Source organism: Burkholderia cepacia (assembly GCF_001039005.1).
GTDB lineage: Bacteria > Pseudomonadota > Gammaproteobacteria > Burkholderiales > Burkholderiaceae > Burkholderia > Burkholderia theae.
Genome location: NZ_LDWR01000041.1, coordinates 392,751 through 417,485 on the forward strand (window position 1 = coordinate 392,751; position 24,735 = coordinate 417,485).

The window sequence follows — 24,735 nt, forward strand, 5'->3', positions numbered from 1 at the left end:
TAGCAAAAAGCCCCTGCGCGGACAATCGGGATTGCCGCGCAGGGGCTCATGCGCGCGTCGCGCAAAGCAGGTGCGATCAGCGCACTTCGGTGAGCTGGTCGAGGATCGCCGGGTTCTCGAGCGTGGACGTGTCCTGCGTGATCGCCTCGCCCTTCGCGAGCGAGCGCAGCAGGCGCCGCATGATCTTGCCCGAACGCGTCTTCGGCAGGTTGTCGCCGAACCGGATGTCCTTCGGCTTCGCGATCGGTCCGATCTGCTTGCCGACCCAGTCGCGCAACGTCTTCGCGAGCGCCGCGGCTTCCTCGCCTTCCGGGCGCGAACGCTTCAGCACCACGAACGCGACCACGGCCTCGCCCGTCGTGTCGTCCGGCCGGCCGACCACGGCCGCCTCGGCGACGAGCTCGTGCGAAACCAGCGCCGACTCGATCTCCATCGTGCCGAGCCGGTGGCCCGACACGTTCAGCACGTCGTCGATCCGGCCCATGATCGTGAAGTAGCCGGTGTCCTTGTCGCGCACGGTGCCGTCGCCGGCGAGATACAGCCGGCCGCCGAGTTCCTCGGGGTAGTAGCTCTTCTTGAAGCGCTCCGGGTCGCCCCAGATCGTGCGGATCATCGCGGGCCACGGGCGCTTGACGACGAGGATGCCGCCCTGCCCGTTCGGCACGTCCTGGCCCGTCTCGTCGACCACCGCGGCCATGATGCCCGGCAGCGGCAGCGTGCACGAACCGGGCACGGTCGGCGTCGCGCCCGGCAGCGGCGTGATCATGTGGCCGCCCGTCTCGGTCTGCCACCACGTGTCGACGATCGGGCAGCGCTCCTGGCCGACGTGCTTGTGATACCACATCCATGCTTCCGGATTGATCGGCTCGCCGACCGTGCCGATGATGCGCAGGCTCGACAGGTCATGGCTCTTCGGATGTACCTTGTCGTCGGCTTCGGCCGCCTTGATCAGCGAACGGATCGCGGTCGGCGCGGTGTAGAACACGGTGACCTTGTGATCGCCGATCATCTTCCAGAAGCGGCCGGCGTCCGGATAGGTCGGCACGCCCTCGAACACGACCTGCGTGCCGCCGCACGCGAGCGGGCCGTAGGTGATGTACGTGTGGCCCGTGACCCAGCCGATGTCGGCCGTGCACCAGAACACGTCGGTCGGCTTCCAGTCGAAGGTCCACTTCATCGTCTGCGCGGCCCACAGCAGGTAGCCGCCCGTGCTGTGCTGCACGCCCTTCGGCTTGCCGGTCGAGCCCGACGTATACAGGATGAACAGCGGATGCTCGGCGCCGACCCATGCCGGCTCGCATTGATCGGACTCGCCGTCCGACAGTTCGTGCATCCACAGGTCGCGGTCCGCATGCCAGTCGATCTTGCCGCCGGTGCGGCGATAGACGATCACGCTCTTCACCGCTTCGCAGCCGCCCAGCGCGATCGCCTCGTCGGCGATGCTCTTGAGCGGCAGCGTCTTGCCGCCGCGCGCCTGCTCGTCGGCCGTGATCAGCGCCACCGCGCCGACGTCGACGAGCCGCTCGTTCAGCGATTTCGCGGAGAAGCCGCCGAACACGACCGAGTGCGTCGCGCCGATGCGCGCGCAGGCCTGCATCGCGACGATGCCTTCGATCGACATCGGAATATAGATGACCACGCGATCGCCCTTGCCGATCCCGCGTTTCTTCAGCGCATTCGCGAAGCGCGACACGCGCGCCAGCAGATCCGCATAGGTGACGCGCGTGACGGTGCCGTCGTCCGCCTCGAAGATCACCGCGACGCGCTCGCCGTTGCCGGCTTCGACATGGCGGTCGAGGCAGTTGTACGACGCGTTCAGCTCGCCGTCGTCGAACCACTTGTAGAACGGCGCGTTGCTCTCGTCGAGCACCTTCGTGAACGGCTTGTGCCACGCGAGGCCCTCGCGTGCGAGACGCGCCCAGAAGCCTTCGTAATCGGCCTCGGCCTCGGCGGCGAGCGCGCGATAGGCCGGCATGCCGGAAATGGTTGCCGCCTTCTCGAGCGCCGCGGGCGGCGCAAACTGACGGGTTTCGTGAAGAACCGATTCAATCGCAGACATCGACTACCCCTTGGTGAACATGAATCCTCTGCATGGCGGCGCGATCGTGCGCGCCGCGCGTCTTGGCCGGCGCATGTGCGCCGCTGTCTCCCACCCATCCGCGCACGGCCGCGAAAGCTGCGCGCGATGCTGCACCGCACCACGTCACGCGTTGGCGAACGTGCGGCCCGGTAGTTTGCACGATAAGCGCTCCAACTTACCCGTCACTTACGCGGCATGGCCGTTGGCAGAGCCGTTTCGCACGTCGGGCGGCGCTTTACGCTGTTACAAACGCGACCCTACAATCCTAACTGAACTCGCCTCCCGGATTCCAGCTTGAATCGCTACGCCCTCTTCCTCATCCTGTCGATGCTGTTCGTCGGCAGCAACGTCGGTATCGGTAAATCCATCGTTGCATTCGTCCCTGTCGCCATCCTCACCACGCTGCGCTTCGTGATCGCGATCGCCGTGCTGTGGCCGCTGTTCAGCCCCGTGAAAATGCGCGCGGTCAAGCGCGGCGAGTGGCTGAACCTGTTCTTGCAGGCCTTCTTCGGCACCTTCATGTTCACGCTGCTGATGCTCAACGGCGTGCAGCGCACCAGCGCGGTGGCGGCCGGCGTCATCACGAGCACGATCCCGGCCATCGTCGCGCTGTTCGCTTGGCTGATCCTGCGCGAAAAACCGAACGGCCGTGCGCTCGTGTCGATCGCGCTCGCGATCGTCGGCGTCGTGACGATCAACCTCGCCAACGGCGGCGCGGCCGGGCACGGCGCGCACGGCGAAGCGTCCGGCTCGCTGGCCGGCAACCTGCTGATCCTCGGGGCCGTGTGCTGCGAATCGATCTACGTGATCCTGTCGCGCCGGCTCACGCAGACGCTCGCGCCGATCGACATCTGCGCGTATACACACCTGTTCGGCCTGTTCCTGATGCTGCCGCTCGGCGCGACGGCGCTGTGGCACTTCGATTACGCGAGCGTGCCGGCCGGCACGTGGGCGCTCGTCGTCTGGTACGGGCTGTCAGCCAGCATCTTTTCGTTCTGGCTGTGGATGAAAGGCATCCGGCACGTGCCGGGCAGCCTCGCCGGCGTGTTCAGCGCGGTGCTGCCGATCGCCGCCGCCGCGTACGGCATCGCGTTCCTCGGCGAACGCCCGACGCTCGCACACGGCATCGCGCTCGCGTGCGTCGTCACCGGCATCGTACTCGCGAGCCTGCGCGTGAAACGCGTGCCGGCCGCCGCCTCCTGATCGGTCCCCGACCGCGCCGGCGCGTCGCTGCAGTCGCGCCGGCCGACGCGTTACAATAGCGCGCCTTTTCAAGATTACCCCGATACCTGCGCACCGCGCCCCGCACCGCCATCATGTCCGCCCCGCATTCGCCCGGCCGCCCGGCCCGTCGCCCGCTTCGCCCGCTTCCCGCGCTGATCTTCATGAGCCGCTGGCTCCAGGTTCCGCTTTATCTGGGCCTGATCGTCGCGCAAGCCGTCTACGTGTTCCTGTTCCTGAAGGAAGTCTGGCACCTGCTGTCGCATGCGACCAGCCTCGACGAAATCAGCGTGATGCTCGCGGTCCTCGGCCTGATCGACGTGGTGATGATCTCGAACCTGCTGATCATGGTGATCGTCGGCGGTTACGAAACATTCGTGTCACGCCTCGGCATCGAGGGCCACCCCGACGAGCCCGAGTGGCTCGACCACGTGAACGCGGGCGTGCTGAAGGTCAAGCTGTCGATGGCGCTGATCAGCATTTCGTCGATCCACCTGCTGAAGACGTTCATCAACCCCGACCAGCACACGATGCACGCGATCATGTGGCAGGTGATCATCCACGTGTCGTTCCTCGTGTCGGCGCTCGTGATGGCGTGGGTCGACCGTCTGACGACGCATACGCATCCCGCCCATTTCCACGAGACGCATGCGCCCGTCGCGGCCGCGTCCCGCAAGCCGGCCGAAGCAGCCGTCAACGCATAAAACGCATTCCCCACTGTCCCCACAGAGTCTCAGCCATGACCGTCATCAAACAGGAAGACCTGATCCAGAGCATCGCGGATTCGCTGCAGTACATCAGCTACTACCATCCGCTCGACTACATCCAGGCCCTCGGCCGCGCGTACGAGCTGGAAGAGAGCCCGGCCGCGAAGGATGCGATCGCGCAGATCCTCACGAACAGCCGCATGTGCGCGGAAGGCAAGCGCCCGATCTGCCAGGACACCGGCATCGTCACGATCTTCGTGAAGGTCGGCATGGACGTGCGCTGGGACGGCGCGACGATGGGCCTCACCGACATGATCAACGAAGGCGTGCGCCGCGGTTACACGCACCCGGACAACGTGCTGCGCGCGTCGATCGTCAACCCGCCGGAAGGCGCCCGCAAGAACACGAAGGACAACACGCCGGCCGTGATCCACTACGAGATCGTGCCGGGTGACAAGGTCGACGTGCAGGTCGCGGCGAAGGGCGGCGGCTCGGAGAACAAGTCGAAGTTCGTGATGCTGAACCCGTCCGACTCGATCGTCGACTGGGTGCTGAAGACGGTCCCGACGATGGGCGCGGGCTGGTGCCCGCCCGGCATGCTCGGGATCGGCATCGGCGGCACGGCCGAGAAGGCGATGCTGATGGCGAAGGAATCGCTGATGGATCCGATCGACATCCAGGAAATCATCGCGCGCGGTCCGCAGGACTGGGTCGAGGAACTGCGTGTCGAGCTGCATGAAAAAGTCAACGCGCTCGGCATCGGCGCGCAGGGCCTCGGCGGCCTGGCGACCGTGCTCGACGTGAAGATCATGGCCGCACCGACGCACGCGGCATCGAAGCCGGTCGCACTGATCCCGAACTGCGCGGCCACGCGCCACGCGCACTTCGTGCTCGACGGCTCGGGCCCCGCGAAGCTCGAGGCGCCGTCGCTCGACGCCTGGCCGAAGGTCCAGTGGGAACCGAACACGGAAACCAGCAAGCGCGTCGACCTGAACACGCTGACGCCGGAAGAAGTCGCCAGCTGGGCGCCGGGCCAGACGCTGCTGCTGTCGGGCAAGATGCTCACCGGCCGCGACGCCGCGCACAAGCGCATCGCCGACATGCTCGCGAAGGGCGAGAAGCTGCCGGTCGACTTCACGAACCGCGTGATCTACTACGTCGGCCCGGTCGATCCGGTCCGCGACGAAGTGGTCGGCCCGGCCGGCCCGACGACAGCCACGCGCATGGACAAGTTCACCGAGACGATGCTCGCGCAAACGGGCCTGATCTCGATGGTCGGCAAGGCCGAGCGCGGCCCGGTCGCGATCGAGGCGATCAAGAAGCACAAGGCCGCGTACCTGATGGCGGTCGGCGGCGCGGCTTACCTCGTGTCGAAGGCGATCCGTGGCGCGAAGGTGCTCGCATTCGAAGACCTCGGCATGGAAGCGATCTACGAGTTCGACGTGCAGGACATGCCGGTGACGGTCGCCGTCGATTCGTCGGGCACGTCGGTGCACCAGACCGGCCCGAAGGAGTGGCAGGCGAAGATCGGCAAGATCCCGGTCGCGACCACTTAAGCGCGATCGAACGAAAGGCCGGACGCGAGTCCGGCCTTTTTGCTTCTCGTTCTCATTATTGTGCGCGGCCGGTTATTCGAGGCTGATTCTCATTACACGCAAAAGGCAGGCCCGGCAAGGCTTCGAGGCTTGGCTTTTCTCGTTCGAGCGATTATCGTTCGGTTTCTGAAGCCCCACTGAACAAGGAACAGCCATGCAAGGCGACAAGAAAGTCATCGAATATCTGAACGCCCAGTTGAAGAATGAGCTCACGGCGATCAACCAGTACTTCCTGCATGCCCGCATGTACAAGCACTGGGGCCTCGACAAGCTCGGCAAGCACGAGTACGACGAGTCGATCGGCGAAATGAAGCACGCCGACTGGCTGATCGAGCGCGTGTTCATGCTCGACGGCCTGCCGAACCTGCAGGACCTGCACAAGCTGCTCGTCGGCGAGGAAACCGAAGAGATCCTGAAGTGCGACCTGAAGCTCGAGCAGATCTCGCAGACCACGTGCAAGGAAGCGATCGCCTACTGCGAATCGGTTCGCGACTATGTGTCGCGCGAGATCTTCGAAAAGATCCTCGACGACACCGAAGAGCACATCGACTGGCTGGAAACGCAGATCGACCTGATCGGCAAGGTCGGCCTGCAGAACTACCAGCAATCGATGATGGGTTCGCCGGAGTAAGCTCGCCCCGCCCTTCCCGCCATCGCCTCCAGCCCGTTCATGTCGACACCTTCCGTTATCGCTGCGACGGCCACCACCGTGGCCCCCATCGGCATCTTCGATTCAGGGCTGGGTGGCCTGTCGGTGCTGCGTGCCGTGCGCGCGCAGCTGCCCGGCGAATCGTTCATCTATGTCGCCGATTCGCACCATGCACCGTATGGTCCGCGCGATGAGGCGTTCATCACCGAACGCACGCTGGCAATCGGCGAGTGGCTGGCCCGCGAAGGGGCGAAAGCACTCGTCATCGCCTGCAACACCGCGACCGCACGCGCGATCGCCGCGATCCGCGAACACCTGTCGATGCCGCTCGTCGGCGTCGAGCCGGGCATCAAGCCGGCCGCCGCCGTGTCCGCGAGCGGCGTCGCGGGCGTCCTCGCCACGCAGTCGACACTGAACAGCCCGCGCTTCCAGGCACTGCTCGACCGCTACGGCGCGGGCCGCCGCTTCATCTGCCAGCCCGGCCACGGGCTCGTCGAGGCCATCGAGCGCGGCGACACGAATTCGCCCGCCTTGCGCGCGTTGCTCGACAGTTACCTGCAGCCGATGCTCGACGACGGCGCCGATACACTCGTACTCGGCTGCACGCATTACCCGTTCTTCACGGAAACGATTCGTGACCTTGTGGGCGACCGCCTGACGATCGTCGACACCAGCGACGCAATCGCGCGCCAGCTCATGCGGATTCTCGACGAGCGCAACCTGCGCGCGCCCGCCGGCACACCCGCCGCGCCGCCCCGCTTCTGCTCGACCAGCGACGGCCGGCAACTGCAGGCGCTCGCATCGACGCTGCTCGGCCTCGATGCGCCGGTCGAATCCGTCACCATTTCCTCGCCGAACGCCAGCGCCTGCGCGACCGCCTGACGCGGGCCCGCACGCCCTCTCCCGCCGCGGCTCCACCGCCCCCGCCGTTTCAAGGGTCCGATGACCTTAAAAAAAGCCCGACCCAGGCTTGTCAACGTCCGCAAAATTAATGATAATAATTCGCATTAACGTTAGCTATCGCAACTCATCATGATCGTCTGCGTGTGCAAGTCTGTTTCCGATCGCAAGATCCGCGCGTCCCTCGCAGAGGGCGTGAACTCTTTCGATGAACTCCAGTTCGAGCTCGGCGTGGCCACGTGCTGCGGCAAGTGCGAGGAGTCCGTACGCGACCTCATGGCCGAGCAAGGCGTCTGCGCGAGCCGGTGCGGTGTCGAGCATCACGCTCACCCGATCCCGGTCACGTTCTACGAACGCAAGGCTGCCTGACCGGCGCCGAGTGTGCGCATGCGACCCAGGCCGCATTTTTTGTCTTGACCGTCAGCAAGCCATCGTCCGCGCGAGCCAGCGGCTTACCTGCCAAGGAGCCTGTCATGGAATTGCTGATCGGATTTGTGACCACCGTTTGCATCTCGCTGCTGATCTTCCGCAAGTGATGCCGATTCACCCGCCGCGCCCCGGGTGCGACATCGTTCTTTCAAGCTAACATGCAGGCTTCGCATTTCGCTCCTGCCGGCGCCTTGCCGGCTGCACCACGTATGAATCCCCGAGTGATCGTCGTCGCGGTCGGTGTGCTTGCCGCACACGCGATCATGCTGACGGCCGCCTGGCTCCATCGCAACGCGCCGCCGCCGAAGGAGGTCGAGGTCCAGTCGATCACCGCGCAGCTCATTGCGCCCGCACCAGTCGCCAAGCAGGTCGCAGCCGAATCGCTTCCGCAGCCCGCGCCGCCAAAGCCCGTGCCAAAAGTAAAGCCGAAGATCGAGCCGAAGCCGGTGCCGAAAGCAGCGACGCCGACGCCGCTCGCACAATCGCCCGCTCCATCGCCCATCCCCGCACCGGCGGCCGATCCAACGCCCGCACCCGCCGCGCCGGCGCCTGCCGCACCAGCCGCCACGCCTGGCCCGGCCCGTGAAACGATGCAGGTCAGCGCGCCGAAGAACGTGTCGACGCTGCAGTGCAATTTCGTGAAGCCCGAGTATCCGTCGATGTCGCGCCGCCGCGGCGAATCAGGTACGGCCTATGTTCACTTCGTCGTCGGCGTGACCGGCAAGATCGAAAGCATCGTTCTGCAGAAGAGCAGCGGTTACCCGCGCCTCGACGATGCCGCACTCGACGCGATGCGTTCGACCACCTGCCGTCCGTACATCGAGAACGGTCAGGCGATCCGCGCCACCCACATACAGCCCTACAGCTTCGGGCTCACTGACTAACCTGCCTCATCCGGAAGATTCAAAGGAAACAAAAAATGCAAAGCTACGGTATCGCGCACGTCTGGGCGCAAGGTGATTTCGTCACGCGCGCCATTGCGATCACGCTGCTCGTGATGTCGGTCCTGTCGTGGATCGTCATCGTCGTCAAGGGCTGGAACGTGGTTCGCCTGAACCGCCTCACGAAGAACGCCGAACAGGCATTCTGGCATTCGGACAATTTCGACGACGGCATCAAGAAGCTCGGCCTCGCCGCATCGACGCCGAACGACAACCCGTTCCTCGCGCTCGCGCTGTCGGGCAAGGAAGCAGCCGACCATCACCACCAGACGCAACCGCACCTGCACGACCGCATGGACGTGTCGGACTGGGTCACGCGCTGCCTGAAGGACACGATGGACGAAGGCATCTCGCGCATGCAGAGCGGTCTCGCGGTCCTCGCGTCGATCGGCAGCACGGCGCCGTTCGTCGGCCTGTTCGGTACGGTCTGGGGGATCTACCACGCGCTGCTCGTGATCGGCGCAACCGGCCAGACGTCGATCGACCAGGTCGCGGGCCCGGTCGGCGAATCGCTGATCATGACGGCCTTCGGCCTGTTCGTCGCGATCCCGGCCGTGCTCGGCTACAACGCACTGACCCGCGCGAACAAGGGTGTCGTCAGCAAGCTGCGCCGCTTCGCGCACGGCCTGCACGCCTACTTCGTGACCGGTGCGAGCCTCGCATCGTCGTCGACGCGCGACGGCCTGCGCCTCGCGACGCGCGCCAGCTGAGACGGGGTGAACCATGGCAATGAACACTGGTTTCAGCGACGATGATGACGATGCAGTGATGAGCGAGATCAACATGACGCCGCTCGTCGACGTCATGCTCGTACTCCTGATCATTTTCCTCGTGACGATCCCGGCGATGCAGCATGCGGTGAAGATCGACCTGCCGCACGCCAGCAGCCAGCCCGTCGACGAAAAGCCGCAGACGGTCGACGTCGCGATCCAGGGCGACGGCACGATCCTGTGGGACGACCACACGGTCACGCGCGAACAATTGCAGGCACGCATCGCGGAAGCGGCGCAACGCAAGCCGCAGCCGGAGTTGCACCTGCGCGCGGACCGCAAGGTTGCATACGAGCATGTCGCCGAAGTGATGTCGGATGCGCAGGCCGGCGGCCTGACGAAACTCGGCTTCGTGACGGAGCCGGCCGCGAAAGCGAAGTAACGCGCGCACGTCGCGCTCCTTTCCCGGCACAAAGTAAAAGGCCTTCATCGCCAGATGAAGGCCTTTTTTCATGCGCACGCGGGCGCCTTCGGGCGGCGGGCTCTTTGGCGGTATCGGTTGCGCCTCGAGCAACGCAAATGCGACTCTGCCGTGGTCTGCACGGACTGCGCGTTCTGCCCTATCTGGCTCACAATATATGCGGCCACCTGATTTCGCTCAGAACTTCCTTCACGAAATGGGATTTCAATATAGGCCCGCGCGCGCGCGCATTCAAGGCCCCGGCGATTGAAACTTGCGATTGCAGGCGACGCTTCAATGACAAAACAAATTTGCCTCGTCGTGCGCGTCGTGTTCAGGTCGCCGAAGCATCGGCCGCGGCTTCCTTCTTCGCGCGCTCGGGGCACCCCTGCTCCTTGTAGGCACCGTGATCGAGCTTCTCGACCAGGTAGTCGACGAACGCACGCACCGCGGGCGGCATCCCCTGCCGCGACACGAACACCGCATACAGTTGCGGCACCGGCAGCGTCCAGCCCGGCATCACGGGCGACAGTTGCCCCGCGCGCAGCGCGTTGCCGTACATCATCTCCGGCAGCGCCGCGATGCCGAGGCCGTCGAGCACGGCCTCGCGGATCGTCATCAGGTCGGCCGTCACGAGCCGCGGTTCGTGCTCGTGCACATGACGCGTGCCGTCCGGCGCGATCAGGTTGAACACGTGCCGCCCGTCGACGCTCGGCGTATCGAGCGTCTCGAAGCCGGCCAGATCGTCCGGCACCAGCGGCGGCGCATTCTGGCTCAGCAGGCTCGGCGCACCGACCAGCATCTGCTCGGTACGCCACAGCGGCCGCACGACGATGTTGGCGTTCTGCGGCGGCTCCGAGCGCACGCGCAGCGCGACGTCGATCGAGTCCTCGAACAGGTCGATCACGCGATTCGTCACGCGCACATGCACCCTCACCTCGGGATAACGACGCAGGAATTCGGGCAGGATGCGCGACAGCATCGTCTGCGACAGCGTGACGGGCACGCTGACCCGCACCGAACCGCGCGGCGACGCGCGCAACTGCTGCACCGCATTCATCGCGGCCTGCGCCTCGGCGAGCATCGCCTGGCAATGCTGGTAGAACAACTCCCCCGCCTCGGTCAGCGCGAGCTTGCGCGTCGAACGCTGCAGCAGGCGCACGCCGAGTGCCGCCTCGAGTTCGGTCAGGCGCCGCGACAGGCGCGATTTCGAGATGCCCAGCACGCGTTCCGCGGCCGAGAAACCACCATGTTCGACGACCTGCGAAAAGTACATGAGGTCGTTCAGGTTATGTGCATCGATATTCATCTCATCGTTCCAATTTCAGAACAATCCATTGCGAACCATCGCAAATCGAACGGGAAAACGCCCAATATAATAGCGCTATGTTTCAAAAATAACGCTATTCCGTTGATTCCGAGGGCTTCCGCATGACGACCGCTCGCTCGCTTGACCGCACCTACCCCGCGCTCCGCACCACCGAAGGCGGCGGCTTTGTCGTTCACCGTCCGTTCCCGACCCGGCTGCTGATGGATTTCGATCCGTTCCTGCTGCTCGACGAAATGGGCCCCGTCGACTACGCTCCCGGCGAAGCCAAGGGCGCGCCCGACCATCCGCATCGCGGCTTCGAGACCGTGACCTACGCGCTCGACGGACGCTTCTGCCATCGCGACTCGTCCGGCCATGCCGGCACGCTCGGCCCCGGCGACGTGCAGTGGATGACGGCCGGCGCCGGGGTCGTGCACAGCGAAATGCCGGATCCGGCGTTCGCGCAGGCCGGCGGCCGTTCCCACGGCTTCCAGCTGTGGGTCAACCTGCCGCGGCGCGACAAGCTGATCGCGCCGCGCTACCAGGAGATCCCGGCCGAGCGCATCCCGACCGCGACGTCGCCGGACGGCCGCGCGCGCGTGCGCGTCATCGCCGGCGAAGCGTTCGGCGTCCGGGCCGCGATCGAGACGCGTACGCCGATCCTCTACCAGCATTTCACGCTGGAACCCGGCGCAATGGTCACGCAGCCGGTTCCGGCAGGCTATCGCGTGTTCGCCTATCCGATCGACGGAACGGGCCTCTACGGGCCCGACAGGCAGGCTGTCGACGCACGGCACATGATCGTGTACGGCGACGACGGCGACACGGTCACGTTCGCCGCCGGCGACACGCCGCTCGACCTGCTGCTGATCGGCGGCGTGCCGCTCAACGAACCGATCGTCCGCTATGGTCCGTTCGTGATGAATACCGAGGAAGAGATTCGGCAGGCCGTCGTCGACTACCAGACCGGTCGCATGGGCCGCATTGAAGCCTGACGCCCGATCGGGGGCGGCAGGTACCGCGAAACGGACGGTTTTGCGTCACAATAACTTCTTGAACCATGTGGCCGCCAACCACCAGAAGGAACCCGTCCCCTTGAACTTCGAACATCTGATCCAGATCAATTCCGATGATTCGGCCGTGCCGGCCCTCACCCGCGACCAGCTCTGGGAAGGTCTCGTGCTGCGTGCCGAACAGCCGCAACTGTTCGTGCTCGGCCTCGACAGCTGCGTCGTCCGCGAACGGACGGATATGACGCTCGAACGCGAACTGCACTACGGTCACGCGATCGTGCGCGACCATGTCACGCTCACGCCGAACCAGCAGGTCCGCTACGACATCCTCGCCGCCGACGGCGAGATCGGCGGCTCGCTGACGATGACGATCGAGGAACGCGAAGACCATCAACTGTTCCTGCGCTTCGAATACCGCACGACGCTGACCGTCACGGACGACAGCGAAGATGCCCGGCAGACGCACGGGATCGTCAAGGAAGCGTATCGCACGTCGGATATCGACACGGTCCGCCTGATCCGCGAATACGCGCAGGGCCGCAAGGACCCCGATCCGCTGCACTGAACCCGGCGGCGGCCTTCGGGTCGCCCCTTTGAATCAAACTATCAACTCATCATTCTCGATTGATAAAGAGTTTTTGCGAATGGGAATGGTTATCATTTAGAATTCATTCCATCGTATCGACAGTCACCGATCAACCGAATGACCGACACCATGCGCCCGACCACGCTGACCTTGCGCCACACAACCGGCACCGCAGGCAGCAGCCGTCAGAAGACGGCAGCGGTCACCACGCCGGCGAAACCCGCCGGCAACCGCGATGCAGGCACGCGGGTCGTCAACAGCGATTCGCTGCTGCAAGGCCACAGCCACATCAGCATCGCGCATAACGGAGAGACTTATCAGTTGCGTGCCACTCGGCTCGGCAAGCTGATCCTGACGAAGTAACGACAGAGTATTGTGGGGACCACCTCCCTGAGAGGTGTTGGGCATTAGCCAGCGCAACGGCTTGCACGCGAGATCTAGACCCCTTCGTGCAAACACACTCAAGCAGCCGCTGCAGCAAGCCAAGCCACTTTTTTTGGTTCTCGCACAAGGAAGAAAAAAAGCGGCACGTCGAACGACGTGCCGCTTTTTTATTTGGGCGGCGAATACGTAACGCATTGCCACCCGTGTTCGTTGCTGCCGTCAATGTATGGCCGCCGAAGCGGCACACCTGCCGCTTCAGAAACCCCAGAACATCAACCACCAGGCGCTGTCGACGACGGCAAGCCCGACGGCAAACCATGCGAACGCCGCCAGCCGGCGCGGCCAGGCCGCGTAGCGCCCCGTCACCTTCCATGCGAGCCACGCACTCCATGCATTGGCGCCGACCAGGATCGCGACGCGCACATCGGTCGCCCAGCCGAGCGGCACATGCTCGGCGCGCAGCAACGACAGCGTCGTTGCCGACAGCCCGAGGAACACGCCCGCCCCTGCAATCGGAATCAGCGCCTGCGCGAGGTGATGCAGCCGCACGCGATCGAAGCGGCCGAGCATCAGCGTGGCACCGGCCAACAGCACCAGCAGCGCCGTGCCGTACACGAGCCCCGTGCCGACGATGTAGCTGACGATCAGCCCGCCGTCGAGCCAGGAAAACACGTCGTTGCGATCCGGGTAATGCGTGAGCAGGAACCACGGCGCATTGGTTTCGAGCGGCCACGTGATGTCACGGTCGATCAGCCAGCCTGCGAGCCATTGCTTGATCTGCACGAACCACGGGCTGACGGTCCAGTGGAACGCACCGATCGCGACGCCGAGCAGGCCGTACAGGATCAGCGCGGTGTCCCACGGGTTCGCCTTTTGCGCGCCGAGCGTAACGACTTCGTCGGACGGCGAGCGCAACGACAGCGAGATCGCATCGCGGTGTCCGCTGCAGCGGCCGCACATATGGCAGTCCGCCGCGCCCTTCATGTTGCGCAACGGCACGAGCGGCGCGCAGTTGATCGGAATCACGCGATGGCCGTGCTCGCCGTTCTTGTACGAACGGCGCCACGCATCCTCGTCGACCTTGTAGCGCATCGGCGCGAGCCGCGCGAGCAGCCCGAACACGCCGTTGACCGGGCACAGATACTTGCACCACACGCGCTTCTCTCGGCCGTACAGCACGCCGATCACGATCGCGCCGACGGTCGAGCCGCCGAGCACGAACAGCACCGCGAGCGGGTACTGGTACACGCTTACCATCTGCCCGTAGATCGTCGTGATCCCGAACGCGACGAACGGCCAGCCGCCCCACCGTATCCAGCGCGGAATCGGGCCACCGCGCCCGAACTTGCTCGCGTATTCGGTAAGCGCGCCTTCCGGGCACAGCACGCCGCACCAGACGCGGCCGAGCATCACCATCGACAGCAGCACGAACGGCCACCAGATGCCCCAGAACGCGAATTGCGCGATGAGCGTCAGGTTGTTCCACAGATGCGCGGAATCGTCCGGCAGCGGCAACACCGCCGGCACGATGATCAGGAACGCATAGACAGCGACAACGATCCACTGGATGCCGCGGATCAGCGCACCGTGGCGCTGCATCCACTGGCCGGCCTGCGCGAGCCAGCCCGGCTTGGCTGCGGCGACCACGCTCATGCCGCGCGGCCCGCGGCGACGGCCGGACGACGGCTCGCGCGCTTCATCAACAGCCACACGACCGCCCAGTACACCGCATAGGCAACCAGGTTGGTCAGTGCCGGGTGCGCGCGATAACCGGTCAGCGTCGCGACGAGCGAGCCGAACGTGCTCGAATCATCGAGGATCGCGGACGTGTCCCACACCTGCGAAATGCCAAGCGGCAGGATTTCCTTGTCGATCAGCTTGTCGACGCCGGTCTGGAACAGGCCCGCGCCGAGGAACAGCAGCATCACTTCGGTGACGCGGAAGAAATACCGCCACGAGAAGTACTTGCCGCCGAGCTGCAGCAGATAGAACGTGAAGAACGCGAGGCCGAGGCCGATCACGACCGCGAGCATCTGGTTGCCGTCGACGTGGCCCGACTGGCCGAAACCGAGGCCGTACAGGAAGATCACCGTCTCGCTGCCTTCGCGCGCGATCGCGAGCGCGACCAGCACGGCGACGCCCCACCAGTTCGAATCGCGTGTGCTCTGCTGCAGCGATTGCTCCATGTCGCGCTTCAGCGTGCGGCCGTGCCGGCGCATCCACAGCACCATCTGCACGATCAGCACGCATGCGATCAGCACCATCGCCGTCTGGAAGTAGTCCTGCGCATCGCCGGACAACACTTCGGTGAAACCGACCAGCGCGGCGCCGAGGCCGATGGCCATCAGCAGGCCGGCGCCGACGCCACCCCACAGATAAGGCAGGCCGCGGCGCGCGTCGTCGTCGCCGTTTTTCAGCCATGCATAGAGAATGCCGACGACGAGCAGCGCTTCGACGCTCTCCCGCCAGACGATGAACAAGATCTGACCCATCGATACCTCCTGACGCGCGGGGCAACGGACGTGTGGCCCGCACGCAGATAAAACGCGTTACTTCGCGACGATCACGCCCTGTGCCTGCTGGTGGAAATCGTCGAAAAACTTGTATTCGCCCGGCGACAGCGGAGCGACGACCACGAACGAATCGGCGCCCGGCGCGAGCACCTTCTCCTTGCGCAGTTGCACGCTCTCGAATTCGGCGGCGCCCTTGCCGGTGTTCTTGATCTCGATCTTGAAGCGCTGGCCGGCCGGCACTTCGATGCGGGCGGGATTCAGCTTGCCGTCCGTCATCTCGAGCTTGAACGTCGGCAGATCGGCAGCGTGCGCTGCGCCGGCAAGCCACAACGCAGCGGCTGCGGCAACGATTTTCTGGGGAATTTTCATTCTGGGTTCTCTACGCCGACGGCGCGCCGAAGCGCGCCGTTCGTGATGCCACCGATCAGTAACCGCCCTTCTTGCCGATACCGGCGAACGGGAAGTCGTACTCGAGGGTGATGGGCTTGAACCACGCGCCCACGCCCGTTTCCTTGTCGATGTGACGGCCGAACGCCATGTGGCCCGACTGCATCGGCGGCTTGACGACCATCGACAGGTGATACTTGCCCGGCCCATTCAGCTTCACGTTGTCGCCGTAGTGCGGACCGTCGCTCGCGACCATGCCCATCAGGTCACCTTCAGCCTTCCACTTCGTGTCGCCCTGCTTCGTCAGCTTGTACGTGACCTGCAGGTACGGCATCCAGTCGCCTTCCGCGAAACCCGTCGGGTTGTTCTTGACCGCATGGATGTCGGCCTCGAGGTGGATGTCGGAATCCGACGCCTTGCGCATCATCCCTTCCGGGTCCATCGTGATCGGCTGCAGGTACACCGCGCCGATTTCCATGCCGCCCTGGATCTGCTGCTTGCCGATCGGATATTCGGCAGCCGAGGCCGACATCGCGGCAAGCGCCGCCGCTACCGCAACCGTCGTGCGGATGAACGAAGAACCCAACATGGACACTCCTTGTTATTTGTCTGACTAAATGACAACGCACGAACCGCCGCCGGGGCGGCTCGCTGGAAACACTAACGCGACGAAGAACGTTAATGCGAACAATTCTCAATAATTGCGGAGTTTAGCACCGAACCCGCTCCGGAACAAACGAGAAGCCGTGTAAACCCCTGATCCGACAAGGCTTACAGGCCCGTTAGTGCACCGTTTCGGTGACGCTTGGAAAGATTTACCGGCCGCCGCTGATGTGGTCGCCGACATTCGCGCCGAACACGCGCTCGCGCAGCAGCGCAAGCTGGTCGCGGGTCGCGGCGGCCTTCTCGAACTCGAGGTTCTTCGCGTAGTCGGCCATCTGTTTCTCGAGGCGCTTGATTTCCTTCGCGAGCTGCTTTTCCGACATGTCCTCGAATTTCGCGCGCTGTTGCGCTTCCTTCAACTCCGCGCGCGCCTCGTCGGCGTTGTAGACGCCGTCGATGATGTCCTTGATGCGCTTCACGACGCCGCGCGGCGTAATGCCCATTTTCTCGTTGTGCGCGACCTGCTTCGCGCGACGCCGCTCGGTCTCGCCGATTGCGCGCTTCATCGACTCGGTCATCGTATCGGCATAGAGAATCGCCTTGCCGTTCACGTTCCGCGCGGCGCGGCCGATCGTCTGGATCAGCGAGCGCTCGGCGCGCAGGAAGCCTTCCTTGTCCGCATCGAGGATCGCGACGAGCGACACTTCGGGAATATCAAGGCCCTCGCGCAGCAGGTTGATCCCGACCAGCACGTCGAACGTGCCGAGCCGCAGGTCGCGAATGATCTCGACCCGTTCGACCGTGTCGATGTCGCTGTGCAGATAACGCACCTTGACGCCATGGTCGGCCAGAAACTCGGTGAGTTGCTCGGCCATGCGCTTCGTCAGCACGGTGATCAGCACGCGCTCGCCGGCGTTCACGCGCGCGTTGATCTCGGTCAGCACGTCGTCGACCTGCGAGCTTGCCGGTCGCACTTCGATTTCCGGATCGACGAGCCCCGTCGGCCGCACGACCTGTTCGGCGATCTGCCCCGTCACGCGCTTCTCGTAGTCGGCCGGCGTGGCCGACACGAACACGACCTGGCGCATCTTGCGCTCGAACTCGGGGAACTTGAGCGGCCGGTTGTCGAGCGCCGACGGCAGGCGAAACCCGTAATTGACGAGGTTTTCCTTGCGTGCGCGGTCGCCGTTGTACATGCCGTTCAACTGGCCGATCAGCACGTGCGATTCGTCGAGCAGCATCAGCGCGTCGGGCGGCAGGTAGTCGACGAGCGTCGGCGGCGGATCTCCAGGCTCGGCACCCGAGAAATGTCGCGAGTAGTTCTCGATGCCCTTGCAGAAGCCGAGCTCCTGCAGCATCTCGAGATCGAAGCGCGTGCGCTGCTCGAGGCGCTGCGCCTCGACGAGCTTGCCGTCGCGGTGGAAGAACTCGAGGCGTTCGCGCAATTCGTCCTTGATCGTCTCGACCGCGCGCATCACGGTGTCGCGCGGCGTCACGTAGTGCGACGACGGATACACGGTGAAGCGCGGAATCTTCTGCCGCACGCGTCCGGTCAGCGGGTCGAACAGGTGCAGCGTCTCGACCTCGTCGTCGAACAGTTCGACGCGCACGGCCATTTCGGCGTGTTCGGCCGGGAAGATGTCGATCGTGTCGCCGCGCACGCGGAACGTGCCGCGCTGGAAATCCTGCTCGTTGCGCGTGTATTGCATCGCGATCAGCCGCGCGATCACGTCGCGCTGGCCGAGCTTGTCGCCGATGCGCAGCGTCAGGATCATCTGGTGGTATTCGGACGGGTTGCCGATACCGTAGATCGCTGACACCGTCGCGACGATCACCACGTCGCGGCGCTCCATCAGGCTCTTCGTCGCCGACAGCCGCATCTGCTCGATGTGCTCGTTGATCGACGAATCCTTCTCGATGAACAGGTCGCGCTGCGGCACGTAGGCCTCAGGCTGGTAGTAGTCGTAGTACGAGACGAAGTACTCGACCGCGTTGCGCGGGAAGAACTCGCGGAACTCGGCATAGAGTTGTGCCGCGAGCGTCTTGTTCGGCGCGAACACGATCGCCGGGCGGCCGAGCCGCGCGATCGTGTTCGCCATCGTGAAGGTCTTGCCCGAACCCGTCACGCCGAGCAGCGTCTGGAAGGCAAGGCCGTCGCCGATGCCTTCGACGAGCGTCTCGATCGCGGTCGGCTGGTCGCCTGCGGGCGGATACGGTTGATACAGCTGGAACGGCGACCCTTCGAAGGTGACGAATTTGGATTCGTCGAGCGCGTCGCCTGCTTCGGCATGATGTTCGGACATGGAATGCGGCTGGAGCGAGGGCAAAGGAGCCATTCTAGCGCTTCGCGGCCGCGCGAACTGCTGTCGGCTCCTGACGGCCGACGGCCGTCCGAAATCGCGATTCGCCGCCGAATCGCGCGCCCCCGCCTGCGCGAATTCGCTACAATATCAGGCTGCTGCGCTTTCCGGCGTCGTGCCCATTGGCGCGCGGTCTACTGCGCCCGCACCGCCGGCTGAAAGCCTGACCCTATTTTCACAACTGCCGAATCATCATGTCGCTCTTCTCCGCTGTCCAGCTTGCTCCCCGCGACCCGATCCTGGGCCTGAACGAAGCCTTCAACGCCGATGCGCGTCCGACCAAGGTCAACCTCGGCGTCGGCGTGTACACGAACGAAGAAGGCAAGATTCCGCTGCTGCGCGCGGTTCGCGAAGCGGAGAAGGTGCGTGTCGAGGCCGGCCTGCCGCGCGGCTACCTGCCGATCGACGGGATCGCCGCCTACGATGCGGCCGTGCAGAAGCTGCTGCTCGGCAACGATTCGCCGCTGATCGCAGCGGGCCGCGTGGTCACGGCCCAGGCGCTGGGCGGCACGGGCGCGCTGAAGATCGGCGCCGATTTCCTGCGTACCGTGAACCCGAACGTGAAGGTCGCGATCAGCGATCCGAGCTGGGAAAACCACCGCGCGCTGTTCGAGGCGGCCGGCTTCGAAGTCGTCGCCTATCCGTATTACGACGCCGCCACCAACGGCGTGAACTTCGAAGGCATGCTGTCGGCGCTGAACGGCTATGCGGCAGGCACGGTCGTCGTGCTGCACGCGTGCTGCCACAACCCGACCGGCGTGGACCTGACCGAAGCGCAATGGCAACAGATCGTCGACGTCGTGAAGGCGCGCAATCTCGTGCCGTTCCTCGACATCGCCTACCAGGGCTTTGGCGAGAACATCGAGGCCGATGCCGCCGCCGTCCGCCTGTTTGCGGCGGCCGACCTGAACGCATTCGTGTCGTCGTCGTTCTCGAAGTCGTTCTCGCTGTACGGCGAGCGCGTCGGCGCACTGTCGATCATCACGTCGAGCAAGGAAGAGGCCACGCGCGTGCTGTCGCAACTGAAGCGCGTGATCCGCACGAACTACTCGAACCCGCCGACCCATGGCGGCGCCGTGGTCGCAGCGGTGCTCGCGTCGCCGGAACTGCACGCTGCGTGGGTGCAGGAACTCGGTGAAATGCGCGATCGCATCCGTGCGATGCGCAACGGTCTCGTCGAGCGCCTGAAGGCAAGCGGCGTCGATCGCGACTTCAGCTTCATCAACGCACAGCGTGGGATGTTCTCGTATTCGGGCCTGACCACGGCGCAAGTCGATCGCCTGCGCGACGAGTTCGGCATCTATGCGGTCGGCACCGGCCGGATCTGCGTCGCAGCGCTGAACACGCGCAACCTCGACGTGGTCGCCAATGCCGTCGCAGTCGTCCTGAAGTAACTCGGCGCCAGCGGGCGGCAGCCGTCACCGGCCCCGCCCTGCCGAAATGAAAAACGCGCTCTCCGGAGCGCGTTTTTTTTGCCGTTCGCGCGCGGGCAGCCATGCTGCCCGCGCCCGCATTACTGCATGAACCAGCCGTGGCTGACTACGAACGACTGGCCCGTGAGCGCCGCGCTCGGGAACGCCGACAGGAACAGCACCGTCTGCGCGACGTCCTGCACCGTCGTGAATACGCCGTCGACCGTGTTGCCGAGCATCACCTTCTTGATCACTTCTTCCTCGCTGATGCCGAGCTCCTTCGCCTGCTCCGGAATCTGCTTGTCGACCAGCGGCGTGCGCACGAAGCCCGGACACACGACATGCGAGCGCACGTTGTGCTTCGCGCCTTCCTTCGCGAGCACGCGGGCGAGGCCGAGCAGCCCGTGCTTGGCCGTCACGTACGCCGACTTCAGCGGCGACGCTTCGTGCGAGTGCACCGAACCCATGTAGATCACGACGCCGCCGCGATCGTCCTTGTACATGTGCTTGAGCGCGGCCTTCGTCGTCAGGAACGCGCCGTCGACGTGGATCGCCTGCATCTTCTTCCAGTCGGCGAACGAGTAGTTCTCGATCGGGTTGACGATCTGGATGCCCGCGTTCGACACGAGGATGTCGACCGAGCCGAACGCTTCGGCCACCTTGTCGATTCCGCTGTTCACGGCTTCCTCGTTCGTCACGTCCATCGCGACGCCAATGGCCTTGCCGCCCGCCTTGTTGATCTCGTCGGCGACCGCATTCGCGCCGTCCTGGTTCAGGTCGGCGATCGCGACGGCCGCGCCTGCCTTGGCGAGCTCGAGTGCGATTTCCTTGCCGATGCCGCTTGCGGCGCCCGTGACGACTGCGGTCTTGCCGTTCAGATCTGCTGCCATGTCCGTCTCCTCCCGTTGTCGGATCGATAAAGCATGCACCCGCCGCATCCGCTTTCGTCGAGCGACCGCGCCGGCGGGCCAGCCGTCATTGTGCACGATCGGCCCCGCCGTTCGCGCGCAAAACGTCTAAGCTTAAGGTCGGTTCGGTCACGCAGGAGATTCGCATGCAATATCGACGGTTAGGCCGTTCCGGCCTGCAGATCAGCGCGCTGTCGCTCGGCTCGTGGGTCACGTACGGCAATCAGGTCGACCAGCGGGTCGCGCGCGAATGCCTCGCCGCGGCACGCGACGCGGGCGTCAATTTCTTCGACAACGCCGAGGTCTACGCCGGCGGAAAATCCGAGGAAATCATGGGCCAGGCACTCAAGTCGCTCGACTGGCCGCGCATCAGCTATATCGTGTCCACGAAGTTCTTCTGGGGGCTCGCGGAAGCGCCGAACCAGTATCACACGCTGAACCGGAAATACCTGCTGAATGCAATCGACGGCTCGCTGCGCCGGCTGCAGCTCGACTATGTCGACCTCGTCTATTGCCATCGCCCCGATCCGCATACGCCGATCGAGGAAACCGTCTGGGCGATGAGCGACATGATCGTGCGCGGCAAGGCGCTGTACTGGGGTACGTCGGAATGGAGTGCCGACGAGATTCGCGCCGCGTGCGAGATCGCCGAACGGCATCACCTGCACAAGCCGGTCGTCGAACAACCCCAGTACAACCTGTTCCACCGCATTCGGGTCGAACAGGAATATGCACGGCTCTACGACGACTACGGTCTTGGCCTCACGACCTGGAGCCCGCTGGCGTCCGGCCTTCTCACCGGCAAGTACCGCAACGGCGTGCCGCCCGGCAGCCGCGCGCAACTGCAGGGTTACGACTGGATGCGCGACCGATTGACCGATCAGGCCAGCAACGAAATCGTCGAGCGGCTCGGCGGGATCGCGGCCGACCTCGGCTGCAGCACGGGCCAGCTCGCAATCGCGTGGGTGCTCGCGAATCCGCGCGTGAGTTCGGTCATCACCGGCGCATCGCGGATCGAGCAGATCGGCGACAACATGGGTGCGCTCGACGTCGTCGCGAAGCTGACGCCGGATGTGAAAAAACGCATCGAGGAAGTGGTCGGCGATGCATACGAGTAAGGCGACTCACGGCCACTCGCGTACAATACGCGGCCGCGTCGGCGCCCGGCTTGACGGCCGCGCGCGATCGACCGCTTTCATCGATTCACCTTTCGTTTCAGGCAGCCCGCCATGCTCAGTTATCGTCACGGTTTTCACGCAGGCAACCACGCGGACGTGCTCAAGCACGCCGTCGTCGTCCAACTGCTGCGCTACCTGAACAAGAAAGACAAGTCGTACTGGTACATCGACACACACGCGGGCGCAGGCGTGTACTCGCTGCGCGACGGTTACGCGGCGAAGACGGCGGAGTTCGACACCGGCATCGGCCGGCTGTGGAACGACAAGAACCTGCCGGAAGCGCTGGGCGACTATGTGGACGAAGTACGCGCGCTGAACGACGACGGCGAACTGCGCTTCTACCCGGGTTCCCCGTACATCGCATGGCGATCGATGCGCGAGCAGGACCGCATGCGGCTGTTCGAAATGCACACGACGGAAATCGACGTGCTGCGCCACAATTTCCGCGACGCGGGGCGACGCGCGATGATCTTCGCCGGTGACGGTTTCGAAGGCATCAAGGCGCTGCTGCCGCCGCCGCCGCGCCGCGCACTCGTGCTGATCGACCCGTCCTACGAGGACAAGAAGGATTACGCGCGCACGGTAAGCTGCGTGGCGGAATGCCTGAAGCGTTTCGCGACGGGCTGCTACGCGATCTGGTATCCGCAGGTCACCCGGTTGGAATCGCAGCGCTTTCCCGAGCAGTTGAAGCGCCTGCAACCGAACAACTGGCTGCATCTGACGCTGACGGTCTCGAATCCGCCGACCGATGGGCTGGGACTCTACGGCAGCGGGATGTTCATTCTGAATCCGCCGTATACGCTCGCCCAGAGCATGAACGAGGCACTGCCCTATCTGGTCGAGACGCTGGGACAGGATAGCGGCGCCCGCTTCCAGATCGAGCAGCGCGGAAACTGATCGCGCGACCGGTCGTTACGGCTGCGGTCTAGGCGCAAGCCTTGGCTGGTTGGCCGGCGGCGCGCCACCCCAGCCGGGGACATTGATATACGGCGCGACAAACAGCGGAACCGACGTGTTCGGCGCTTGCCCGGCCGGCGCCCGCATGCCCGCCGGCTCGACGATCGGCTCGGAAGACAACGGCGCGGTCTGCAGCACCAACCCGCCCTTGCCGTCCTGGATACCGCGTTGCGTATCCAGAATCAACGGTTTGGACGACGTCGCCGCGCCGGCCGCGAGACCATGGACAAGCACCACCGCGCCCAGAGCGAGGCGCGCGCGGGCACTGCGACGCACATCGAGACGCAAACGCATGATCGTGTCCTTCAGGATGAAAAGCAGGCCCATACCATAGCGCTGCGCAGACGATTTCGCCAGATCCGGCGCACAAAAAAACAAAGCCCCGTCAATACGGGGCTTGCTTATCGTTCGGTGCCACACGGCACCTGACGGTGACTCGAATTACAGCGAGTAGCCGTTGGTTTCGAGCGAACGGATACGGCGCTCGAGCTGGACGATGTCCGACGACGTGGCGAGGTAAGCCTCACGGCGCTCACGTTCTGCGGATTCGAACCAGTTGCTCAGCTTTTCGACGATGTAGGCGATCATGACGTTCTCCAAGGAAAAGGGACCCCTGGTGAATCGAGATTCAGGGATTTCCCGTATAGGGTATTCCCGAATTATAGCGACGCCGCACCAAGATGCTAGTGAAATACTTGCATGGAAGCCATTCCAATCTGGAATACCCGCACGCCAACCCATCGCAAACAATTGATTTTTATAGATATTGAATCAGGCGCCCATGTCGGGCCTCGAGTGCACGCACTAATCTGGTTCACTGACGGGGTCGGCCAGGCGCGCCAAAATCGGGCACTCGGGCCGGCCGTCACCATGGCAGTGCGCGGCCAGGTCGGCCAGCGTATCGCGCATGTCGCTCAGCTCCGCGATGCGCTTGTCGAGTTCGGCCACGTGCTCGAGGGCAATCGACTTCACCTCGGCGCTGGCGCGGGAGCGATCTTGCCAGAGCGTCAACAGCTTGCGGATGTCCTCGACAAGAAAACCAAGCCGTCGCGCCTGACGGATAAAGCGCAGGATATGGATTTCGTCCGCGCCGTAGACCCGGTAGCCGGCGTCGGTACGCTTGCTCGGTGCAAGCAGGCCGACCTGTTCGTAGTACCGGATCATTTTTGCGCTGACTCCGGATTCGCGTGACGCGTCGCCGATATTCATTCCCCGCCCTCTCCATCAAGCCCTGGTTTCGAACATGAGCGTCGACGTAAGCAATCGCCGACGACATTTCGATCGTATCAAATCGCGCGGTTTCGTTCCGCGGTGAGGGCCGGCAGCGGGATGGACGGTGGCTGACCTGGCGTAGGTCGACGGATGCAGCGATTGGGCCACGCAGCGCTAGCCGACCCTGAGTGCATTTCCGTCGCCGAAATGCAAAAACCCCC

General features: G+C 64.5%; 27 protein-coding genes. 16 read left to right on the plus strand and 11 right to left on the minus strand.

Going from position 1 to position 24,735, the window contains the following annotated elements:
* Nucleotides 1–76 precede the first annotated feature (76 nt).
* A complete protein-coding gene (gene acs, locus VL15_RS23555; protein WP_048248877.1) occupies nt 77–2,059 on the minus strand; it encodes an acetate--CoA ligase in 1,983 nt (660 codons plus the stop codon).
* Between the two features lie 315 nt (nt 2,060–2,374).
* On the opposite strand from acs, the gene VL15_RS23560 reads away from it, so the two are divergent.
* The 10 genes from VL15_RS23560 (at nt 2,375) to VL15_RS23600 (ending at nt 9,674) form a co-directional block, all read left to right on the plus strand.
* Complete coding sequence (locus VL15_RS23560; protein ID WP_048248878.1) at nt 2,375–3,283, plus strand: DMT family transporter; 909 nt, start codon at nt 2,375–2,377, stop codon at nt 3,281–3,283.
* A 113-nt stretch (nt 3,284–3,396) separates the two neighbouring features.
* Nucleotides 3,397–4,005: a TIGR00645 family protein gene (locus tag VL15_RS23565; RefSeq protein WP_048248879.1), complete on the plus strand. Its 609-nt coding sequence runs from the start codon at nt 3,397–3,399 to the stop codon at nt 4,003–4,005.
* Nucleotides 4,006–4,040: 35 nt separating this feature from the next.
* Entirely contained in the window at nt 4,041–5,564 is a 1,524-nt protein-coding gene (locus VL15_RS23570) for a fumarate hydratase (protein WP_048248880.1), read from the plus strand.
* A 193-nt stretch (nt 5,565–5,757) separates the two neighbouring features.
* On the plus strand, nt 5,758–6,234 hold the full coding sequence (bfr, locus tag VL15_RS23575; RefSeq protein WP_048248881.1) for a bacterioferritin: 477 nt from the start codon (nt 5,758–5,760) through the stop codon (nt 6,232–6,234).
* 39 nt (nt 6,235–6,273) lie between these two features.
* Nucleotides 6,274–7,134, plus strand: coding sequence for a glutamate racemase (gene murI / locus VL15_RS23580; RefSeq protein ID WP_048248882.1), 861 nt, complete (start codon nt 6,274–6,276; stop codon nt 7,132–7,134).
* 150 nt (nt 7,135–7,284) lie between these two features.
* The gene (locus VL15_RS23585) at nt 7,285–7,521 is read left to right on the plus strand and encodes a (2Fe-2S)-binding protein (protein ID WP_039370093.1); all 237 of its coding nucleotides are present in this window, start codon (nt 7,285–7,287) and stop codon (nt 7,519–7,521) included.
* 44 nt (nt 7,522–7,565) lie between these two features.
* A complete protein-coding gene (locus VL15_RS43610; RefSeq protein ID WP_268991219.1) occupies nt 7,566–7,688 on the plus strand; it encodes a hypothetical protein in 123 nt (40 codons plus the stop codon).
* A 51-nt stretch (nt 7,689–7,739) separates the two neighbouring features.
* The gene (locus tag VL15_RS23590; protein WP_048248883.1) at nt 7,740–8,465 is read left to right on the plus strand and encodes an energy transducer TonB; all 726 of its coding nucleotides are present in this window, start codon (nt 7,740–7,742) and stop codon (nt 8,463–8,465) included.
* Nucleotides 8,466–8,500: 35 nt separating this feature from the next.
* Entirely contained in the window at nt 8,501–9,232 is a 732-nt protein-coding gene (locus VL15_RS23595) for a MotA/TolQ/ExbB proton channel family protein (protein ID WP_048248884.1), read from the plus strand.
* A 13-nt stretch (nt 9,233–9,245) separates the two neighbouring features.
* Nucleotides 9,246–9,674, plus strand: coding sequence for an ExbD/TolR family protein (locus VL15_RS23600; RefSeq protein ID WP_048248885.1), 429 nt, complete (start codon nt 9,246–9,248; stop codon nt 9,672–9,674).
* Between the two features lie 352 nt (nt 9,675–10,026).
* Here the strand turns inward: VL15_RS23600 and VL15_RS23605 are convergent, their stop codons facing one another.
* Complete coding sequence (locus VL15_RS23605) at nt 10,027–11,001, minus strand: LysR family transcriptional regulator (protein WP_048248886.1); 975 nt, start codon at nt 10,999–11,001, stop codon at nt 10,027–10,029.
* A 122-nt stretch (nt 11,002–11,123) separates the two neighbouring features.
* Between VL15_RS23605 and VL15_RS23610 the strand changes: the two genes are divergently transcribed.
* The 3 genes from VL15_RS23610 to hemP all read left to right on the plus strand — a co-directional run bounded on the left by VL15_RS23610 (nt 11,124) and on the right by hemP (nt 12,963).
* Entirely contained in the window at nt 11,124–11,996 is an 873-nt protein-coding gene (locus VL15_RS23610) for a pirin family protein (protein WP_048248887.1), read from the plus strand.
* 100 nt (nt 11,997–12,096) lie between these two features.
* Nucleotides 12,097–12,579: an SRPBCC family protein gene (locus tag VL15_RS23615; RefSeq protein ID WP_048248888.1), complete on the plus strand. Its 483-nt coding sequence runs from the start codon at nt 12,097–12,099 to the stop codon at nt 12,577–12,579.
* Nucleotides 12,580–12,717: 138 nt separating this feature from the next.
* Nucleotides 12,718–12,963, plus strand: coding sequence for a hemin uptake protein HemP (hemP, locus tag VL15_RS23620; protein ID WP_048248889.1), 246 nt, complete (start codon nt 12,718–12,720; stop codon nt 12,961–12,963).
* Nucleotides 12,964–13,239: 276 nt separating this feature from the next.
* Here hemP and VL15_RS23625 read toward each other — a convergent pair whose 3' ends face one another.
* From VL15_RS23625 to uvrB, 5 genes are all read right to left on the minus strand, one after another.
* The gene (locus VL15_RS23625; protein WP_048248890.1) at nt 13,240–14,637 is read right to left on the minus strand and encodes a 4Fe-4S binding protein; all 1,398 of its coding nucleotides are present in this window, start codon (nt 14,635–14,637) and stop codon (nt 13,240–13,242) included.
* Nucleotides 14,634–15,476: an FTR1 family iron permease gene (locus VL15_RS23630; protein ID WP_048248891.1), complete on the minus strand. Its 843-nt coding sequence runs from the start codon at nt 15,474–15,476 to the stop codon at nt 14,634–14,636. Before VL15_RS23630 ends, VL15_RS23625 begins: the two co-directional genes overlap by 4 nt.
* A 57-nt stretch (nt 15,477–15,533) precedes the next feature.
* The gene (locus VL15_RS23635) at nt 15,534–15,866 is read right to left on the minus strand and encodes a cupredoxin domain-containing protein (RefSeq protein WP_034190351.1); all 333 of its coding nucleotides are present in this window, start codon (nt 15,864–15,866) and stop codon (nt 15,534–15,536) included.
* Nucleotides 15,867–15,921: 55 nt separating this feature from the next.
* Nucleotides 15,922–16,473 (minus strand): iron transporter, encoded by a 552-nt coding sequence (locus VL15_RS23640; RefSeq protein ID WP_048248892.1) that lies wholly within the window; start codon nt 16,471–16,473, stop codon nt 15,922–15,924.
* A gap of 226 nt (nt 16,474–16,699) precedes the next feature.
* Nucleotides 16,700–18,790, minus strand: coding sequence for an excinuclease ABC subunit UvrB (gene uvrB, locus VL15_RS23645; protein ID WP_048248893.1), 2,091 nt, complete (start codon nt 18,788–18,790; stop codon nt 16,700–16,702).
* Nucleotides 18,791–19,041: 251 nt separating this feature from the next.
* Between uvrB and VL15_RS23650 the strand changes: the two genes are divergently transcribed.
* Entirely contained in the window at nt 19,042–20,241 is a 1,200-nt protein-coding gene (locus VL15_RS23650) for an amino acid aminotransferase (protein WP_048248894.1), read from the plus strand.
* Nucleotides 20,242–20,360: 119 nt separating this feature from the next.
* Here VL15_RS23650 and VL15_RS23655 read toward each other — a convergent pair whose 3' ends face one another.
* Nucleotides 20,361–21,149, minus strand: a complete 789-nt coding sequence (locus tag VL15_RS23655; RefSeq protein ID WP_048248895.1) for a 3-hydroxybutyrate dehydrogenase — start codon at nt 21,147–21,149, stop codon at nt 20,361–20,363.
* A 164-nt stretch (nt 21,150–21,313) separates the two neighbouring features.
* Here VL15_RS23655 and VL15_RS23660 point away from each other — a divergent pair, with 164 nt between their 5' ends.
* Together VL15_RS23660 and VL15_RS23665 are read left to right on the plus strand one after the other, a co-directional pair.
* Nucleotides 21,314–22,285, plus strand: a complete 972-nt coding sequence (locus VL15_RS23660) for a potassium channel beta subunit family protein (protein ID WP_048248896.1) — start codon at nt 21,314–21,316, stop codon at nt 22,283–22,285.
* Nucleotides 22,286–22,396: 111 nt separating this feature from the next.
* The gene (locus VL15_RS23665) at nt 22,397–23,242 is read left to right on the plus strand and encodes a 23S rRNA (adenine(2030)-N(6))-methyltransferase RlmJ (RefSeq protein WP_048248897.1); all 846 of its coding nucleotides are present in this window, start codon (nt 22,397–22,399) and stop codon (nt 23,240–23,242) included.
* A 15-nt stretch (nt 23,243–23,257) separates the two neighbouring features.
* On the opposite strand, the gene VL15_RS23670 is transcribed toward VL15_RS23665, so the two are convergent.
* From VL15_RS23670 to cueR, 3 genes are all read right to left on the minus strand, one after another.
* Nucleotides 23,258–23,629 carry a hypothetical protein gene (locus VL15_RS23670; RefSeq protein WP_048248898.1) on the minus strand — a complete coding sequence of 124 codons (372 nt, stop codon included), beginning with the start codon at nt 23,627–23,629 and terminating at the stop codon, nt 23,258–23,260.
* Between the two features lie 114 nt (nt 23,630–23,743).
* A complete protein-coding gene (locus VL15_RS40490; protein ID WP_080970925.1) occupies nt 23,744–23,890 on the minus strand; it encodes a DUF3563 family protein in 147 nt (48 codons plus the stop codon).
* Nucleotides 23,891–24,106: 216 nt separating this feature from the next.
* Entirely contained in the window at nt 24,107–24,511 is a 405-nt protein-coding gene (cueR, locus tag VL15_RS23675; RefSeq protein ID WP_048248899.1) for a Cu(I)-responsive transcriptional regulator, read from the minus strand.
* Nucleotides 24,512–24,735: the final 224 nt, after the last annotated feature.

What these genes read in the sequence shown, in the direction of transcription:
- VL15_RS23590 (WP_048248883.1), top strand. Translation starts at nt 7,740, where the DNA reads ATGCAGGCTTCGCATTTCGCTCCTGCCGGCGCCTTGCCGGCTGCACCA.
- hemP (WP_048248889.1), top strand. Translation starts at nt 12,718, where the DNA reads ATGACCGACACCATGCGCCCGACCACGCTGACCTTGCGCCACACAACC.
- VL15_RS23630 (WP_048248891.1), bottom strand. Translation starts at nt 15,476, where the DNA reads ATGGGTCAGATCTTGTTCATCGTCTGGCGGGAGAGCGTCGAAGCGCTG.
- VL15_RS23635 (WP_034190351.1), bottom strand. Translation starts at nt 15,866, where the DNA reads ATGAAAATTCCCCAGAAAATCGTTGCCGCAGCCGCTGCGTTGTGGCTT.
- uvrB (WP_048248893.1), bottom strand. Translation starts at nt 18,790, where the DNA reads ATGTCCGAACATCATGCCGAAGCAGGCGACGCGCTCGACGAATCCAAA.
- VL15_RS23595 (WP_048248884.1), top strand. Translation starts at nt 8,501, where the DNA reads ATGCAAAGCTACGGTATCGCGCACGTCTGGGCGCAAGGTGATTTCGTC.
- VL15_RS23655 (WP_048248895.1), bottom strand. Translation starts at nt 21,149, where the DNA reads ATGGCAGCAGATCTGAACGGCAAGACCGCAGTCGTCACGGGCGCCGCA.
- cueR (WP_048248899.1), bottom strand. Translation starts at nt 24,511, where the DNA reads ATGAATATCGGCGACGCGTCACGCGAATCCGGAGTCAGCGCAAAAATG.
- VL15_RS23650 (WP_048248894.1), top strand. Translation starts at nt 19,042, where the DNA reads ATGTCGCTCTTCTCCGCTGTCCAGCTTGCTCCCCGCGACCCGATCCTG.
- VL15_RS23570 (WP_048248880.1), top strand. Translation starts at nt 4,041, where the DNA reads ATGACCGTCATCAAACAGGAAGACCTGATCCAGAGCATCGCGGATTCG.
- bfr (WP_048248881.1), top strand. Translation starts at nt 5,758, where the DNA reads ATGCAAGGCGACAAGAAAGTCATCGAATATCTGAACGCCCAGTTGAAG.
- VL15_RS23565 (WP_048248879.1), top strand. Translation starts at nt 3,397, where the DNA reads ATGTCCGCCCCGCATTCGCCCGGCCGCCCGGCCCGTCGCCCGCTTCGC.
- VL15_RS23600 (WP_048248885.1), top strand. Translation starts at nt 9,246, where the DNA reads ATGGCAATGAACACTGGTTTCAGCGACGATGATGACGATGCAGTGATG.
- VL15_RS40490 (WP_080970925.1), bottom strand. Translation starts at nt 23,890, where the DNA reads ATGATCGCCTACATCGTCGAAAAGCTGAGCAACTGGTTCGAATCCGCA.
- VL15_RS23610 (WP_048248887.1), top strand. Translation starts at nt 11,124, where the DNA reads ATGACGACCGCTCGCTCGCTTGACCGCACCTACCCCGCGCTCCGCACC.
- VL15_RS23640 (WP_048248892.1), bottom strand. Translation starts at nt 16,473, where the DNA reads ATGTTGGGTTCTTCGTTCATCCGCACGACGGTTGCGGTAGCGGCGGCG.
- VL15_RS23660 (WP_048248896.1), top strand. Translation starts at nt 21,314, where the DNA reads ATGCAATATCGACGGTTAGGCCGTTCCGGCCTGCAGATCAGCGCGCTG.
- VL15_RS23665 (WP_048248897.1), top strand. Translation starts at nt 22,397, where the DNA reads ATGCTCAGTTATCGTCACGGTTTTCACGCAGGCAACCACGCGGACGTG.
- VL15_RS23585 (WP_039370093.1), top strand. Translation starts at nt 7,285, where the DNA reads ATGATCGTCTGCGTGTGCAAGTCTGTTTCCGATCGCAAGATCCGCGCG.
- VL15_RS23670 (WP_048248898.1), bottom strand. Translation starts at nt 23,629, where the DNA reads ATGGGCCTGCTTTTCATCCTGAAGGACACGATCATGCGTTTGCGTCTC.
- VL15_RS23605 (WP_048248886.1), bottom strand. Translation starts at nt 11,001, where the DNA reads ATGAATATCGATGCACATAACCTGAACGACCTCATGTACTTTTCGCAG.
- murI (WP_048248882.1), top strand. Translation starts at nt 6,274, where the DNA reads ATGTCGACACCTTCCGTTATCGCTGCGACGGCCACCACCGTGGCCCCC.
- VL15_RS23625 (WP_048248890.1), bottom strand. Translation starts at nt 14,637, where the DNA reads ATGAGCGTGGTCGCCGCAGCCAAGCCGGGCTGGCTCGCGCAGGCCGGC.
- acs (WP_048248877.1), bottom strand. Translation starts at nt 2,059, where the DNA reads ATGTCTGCGATTGAATCGGTTCTTCACGAAACCCGTCAGTTTGCGCCG.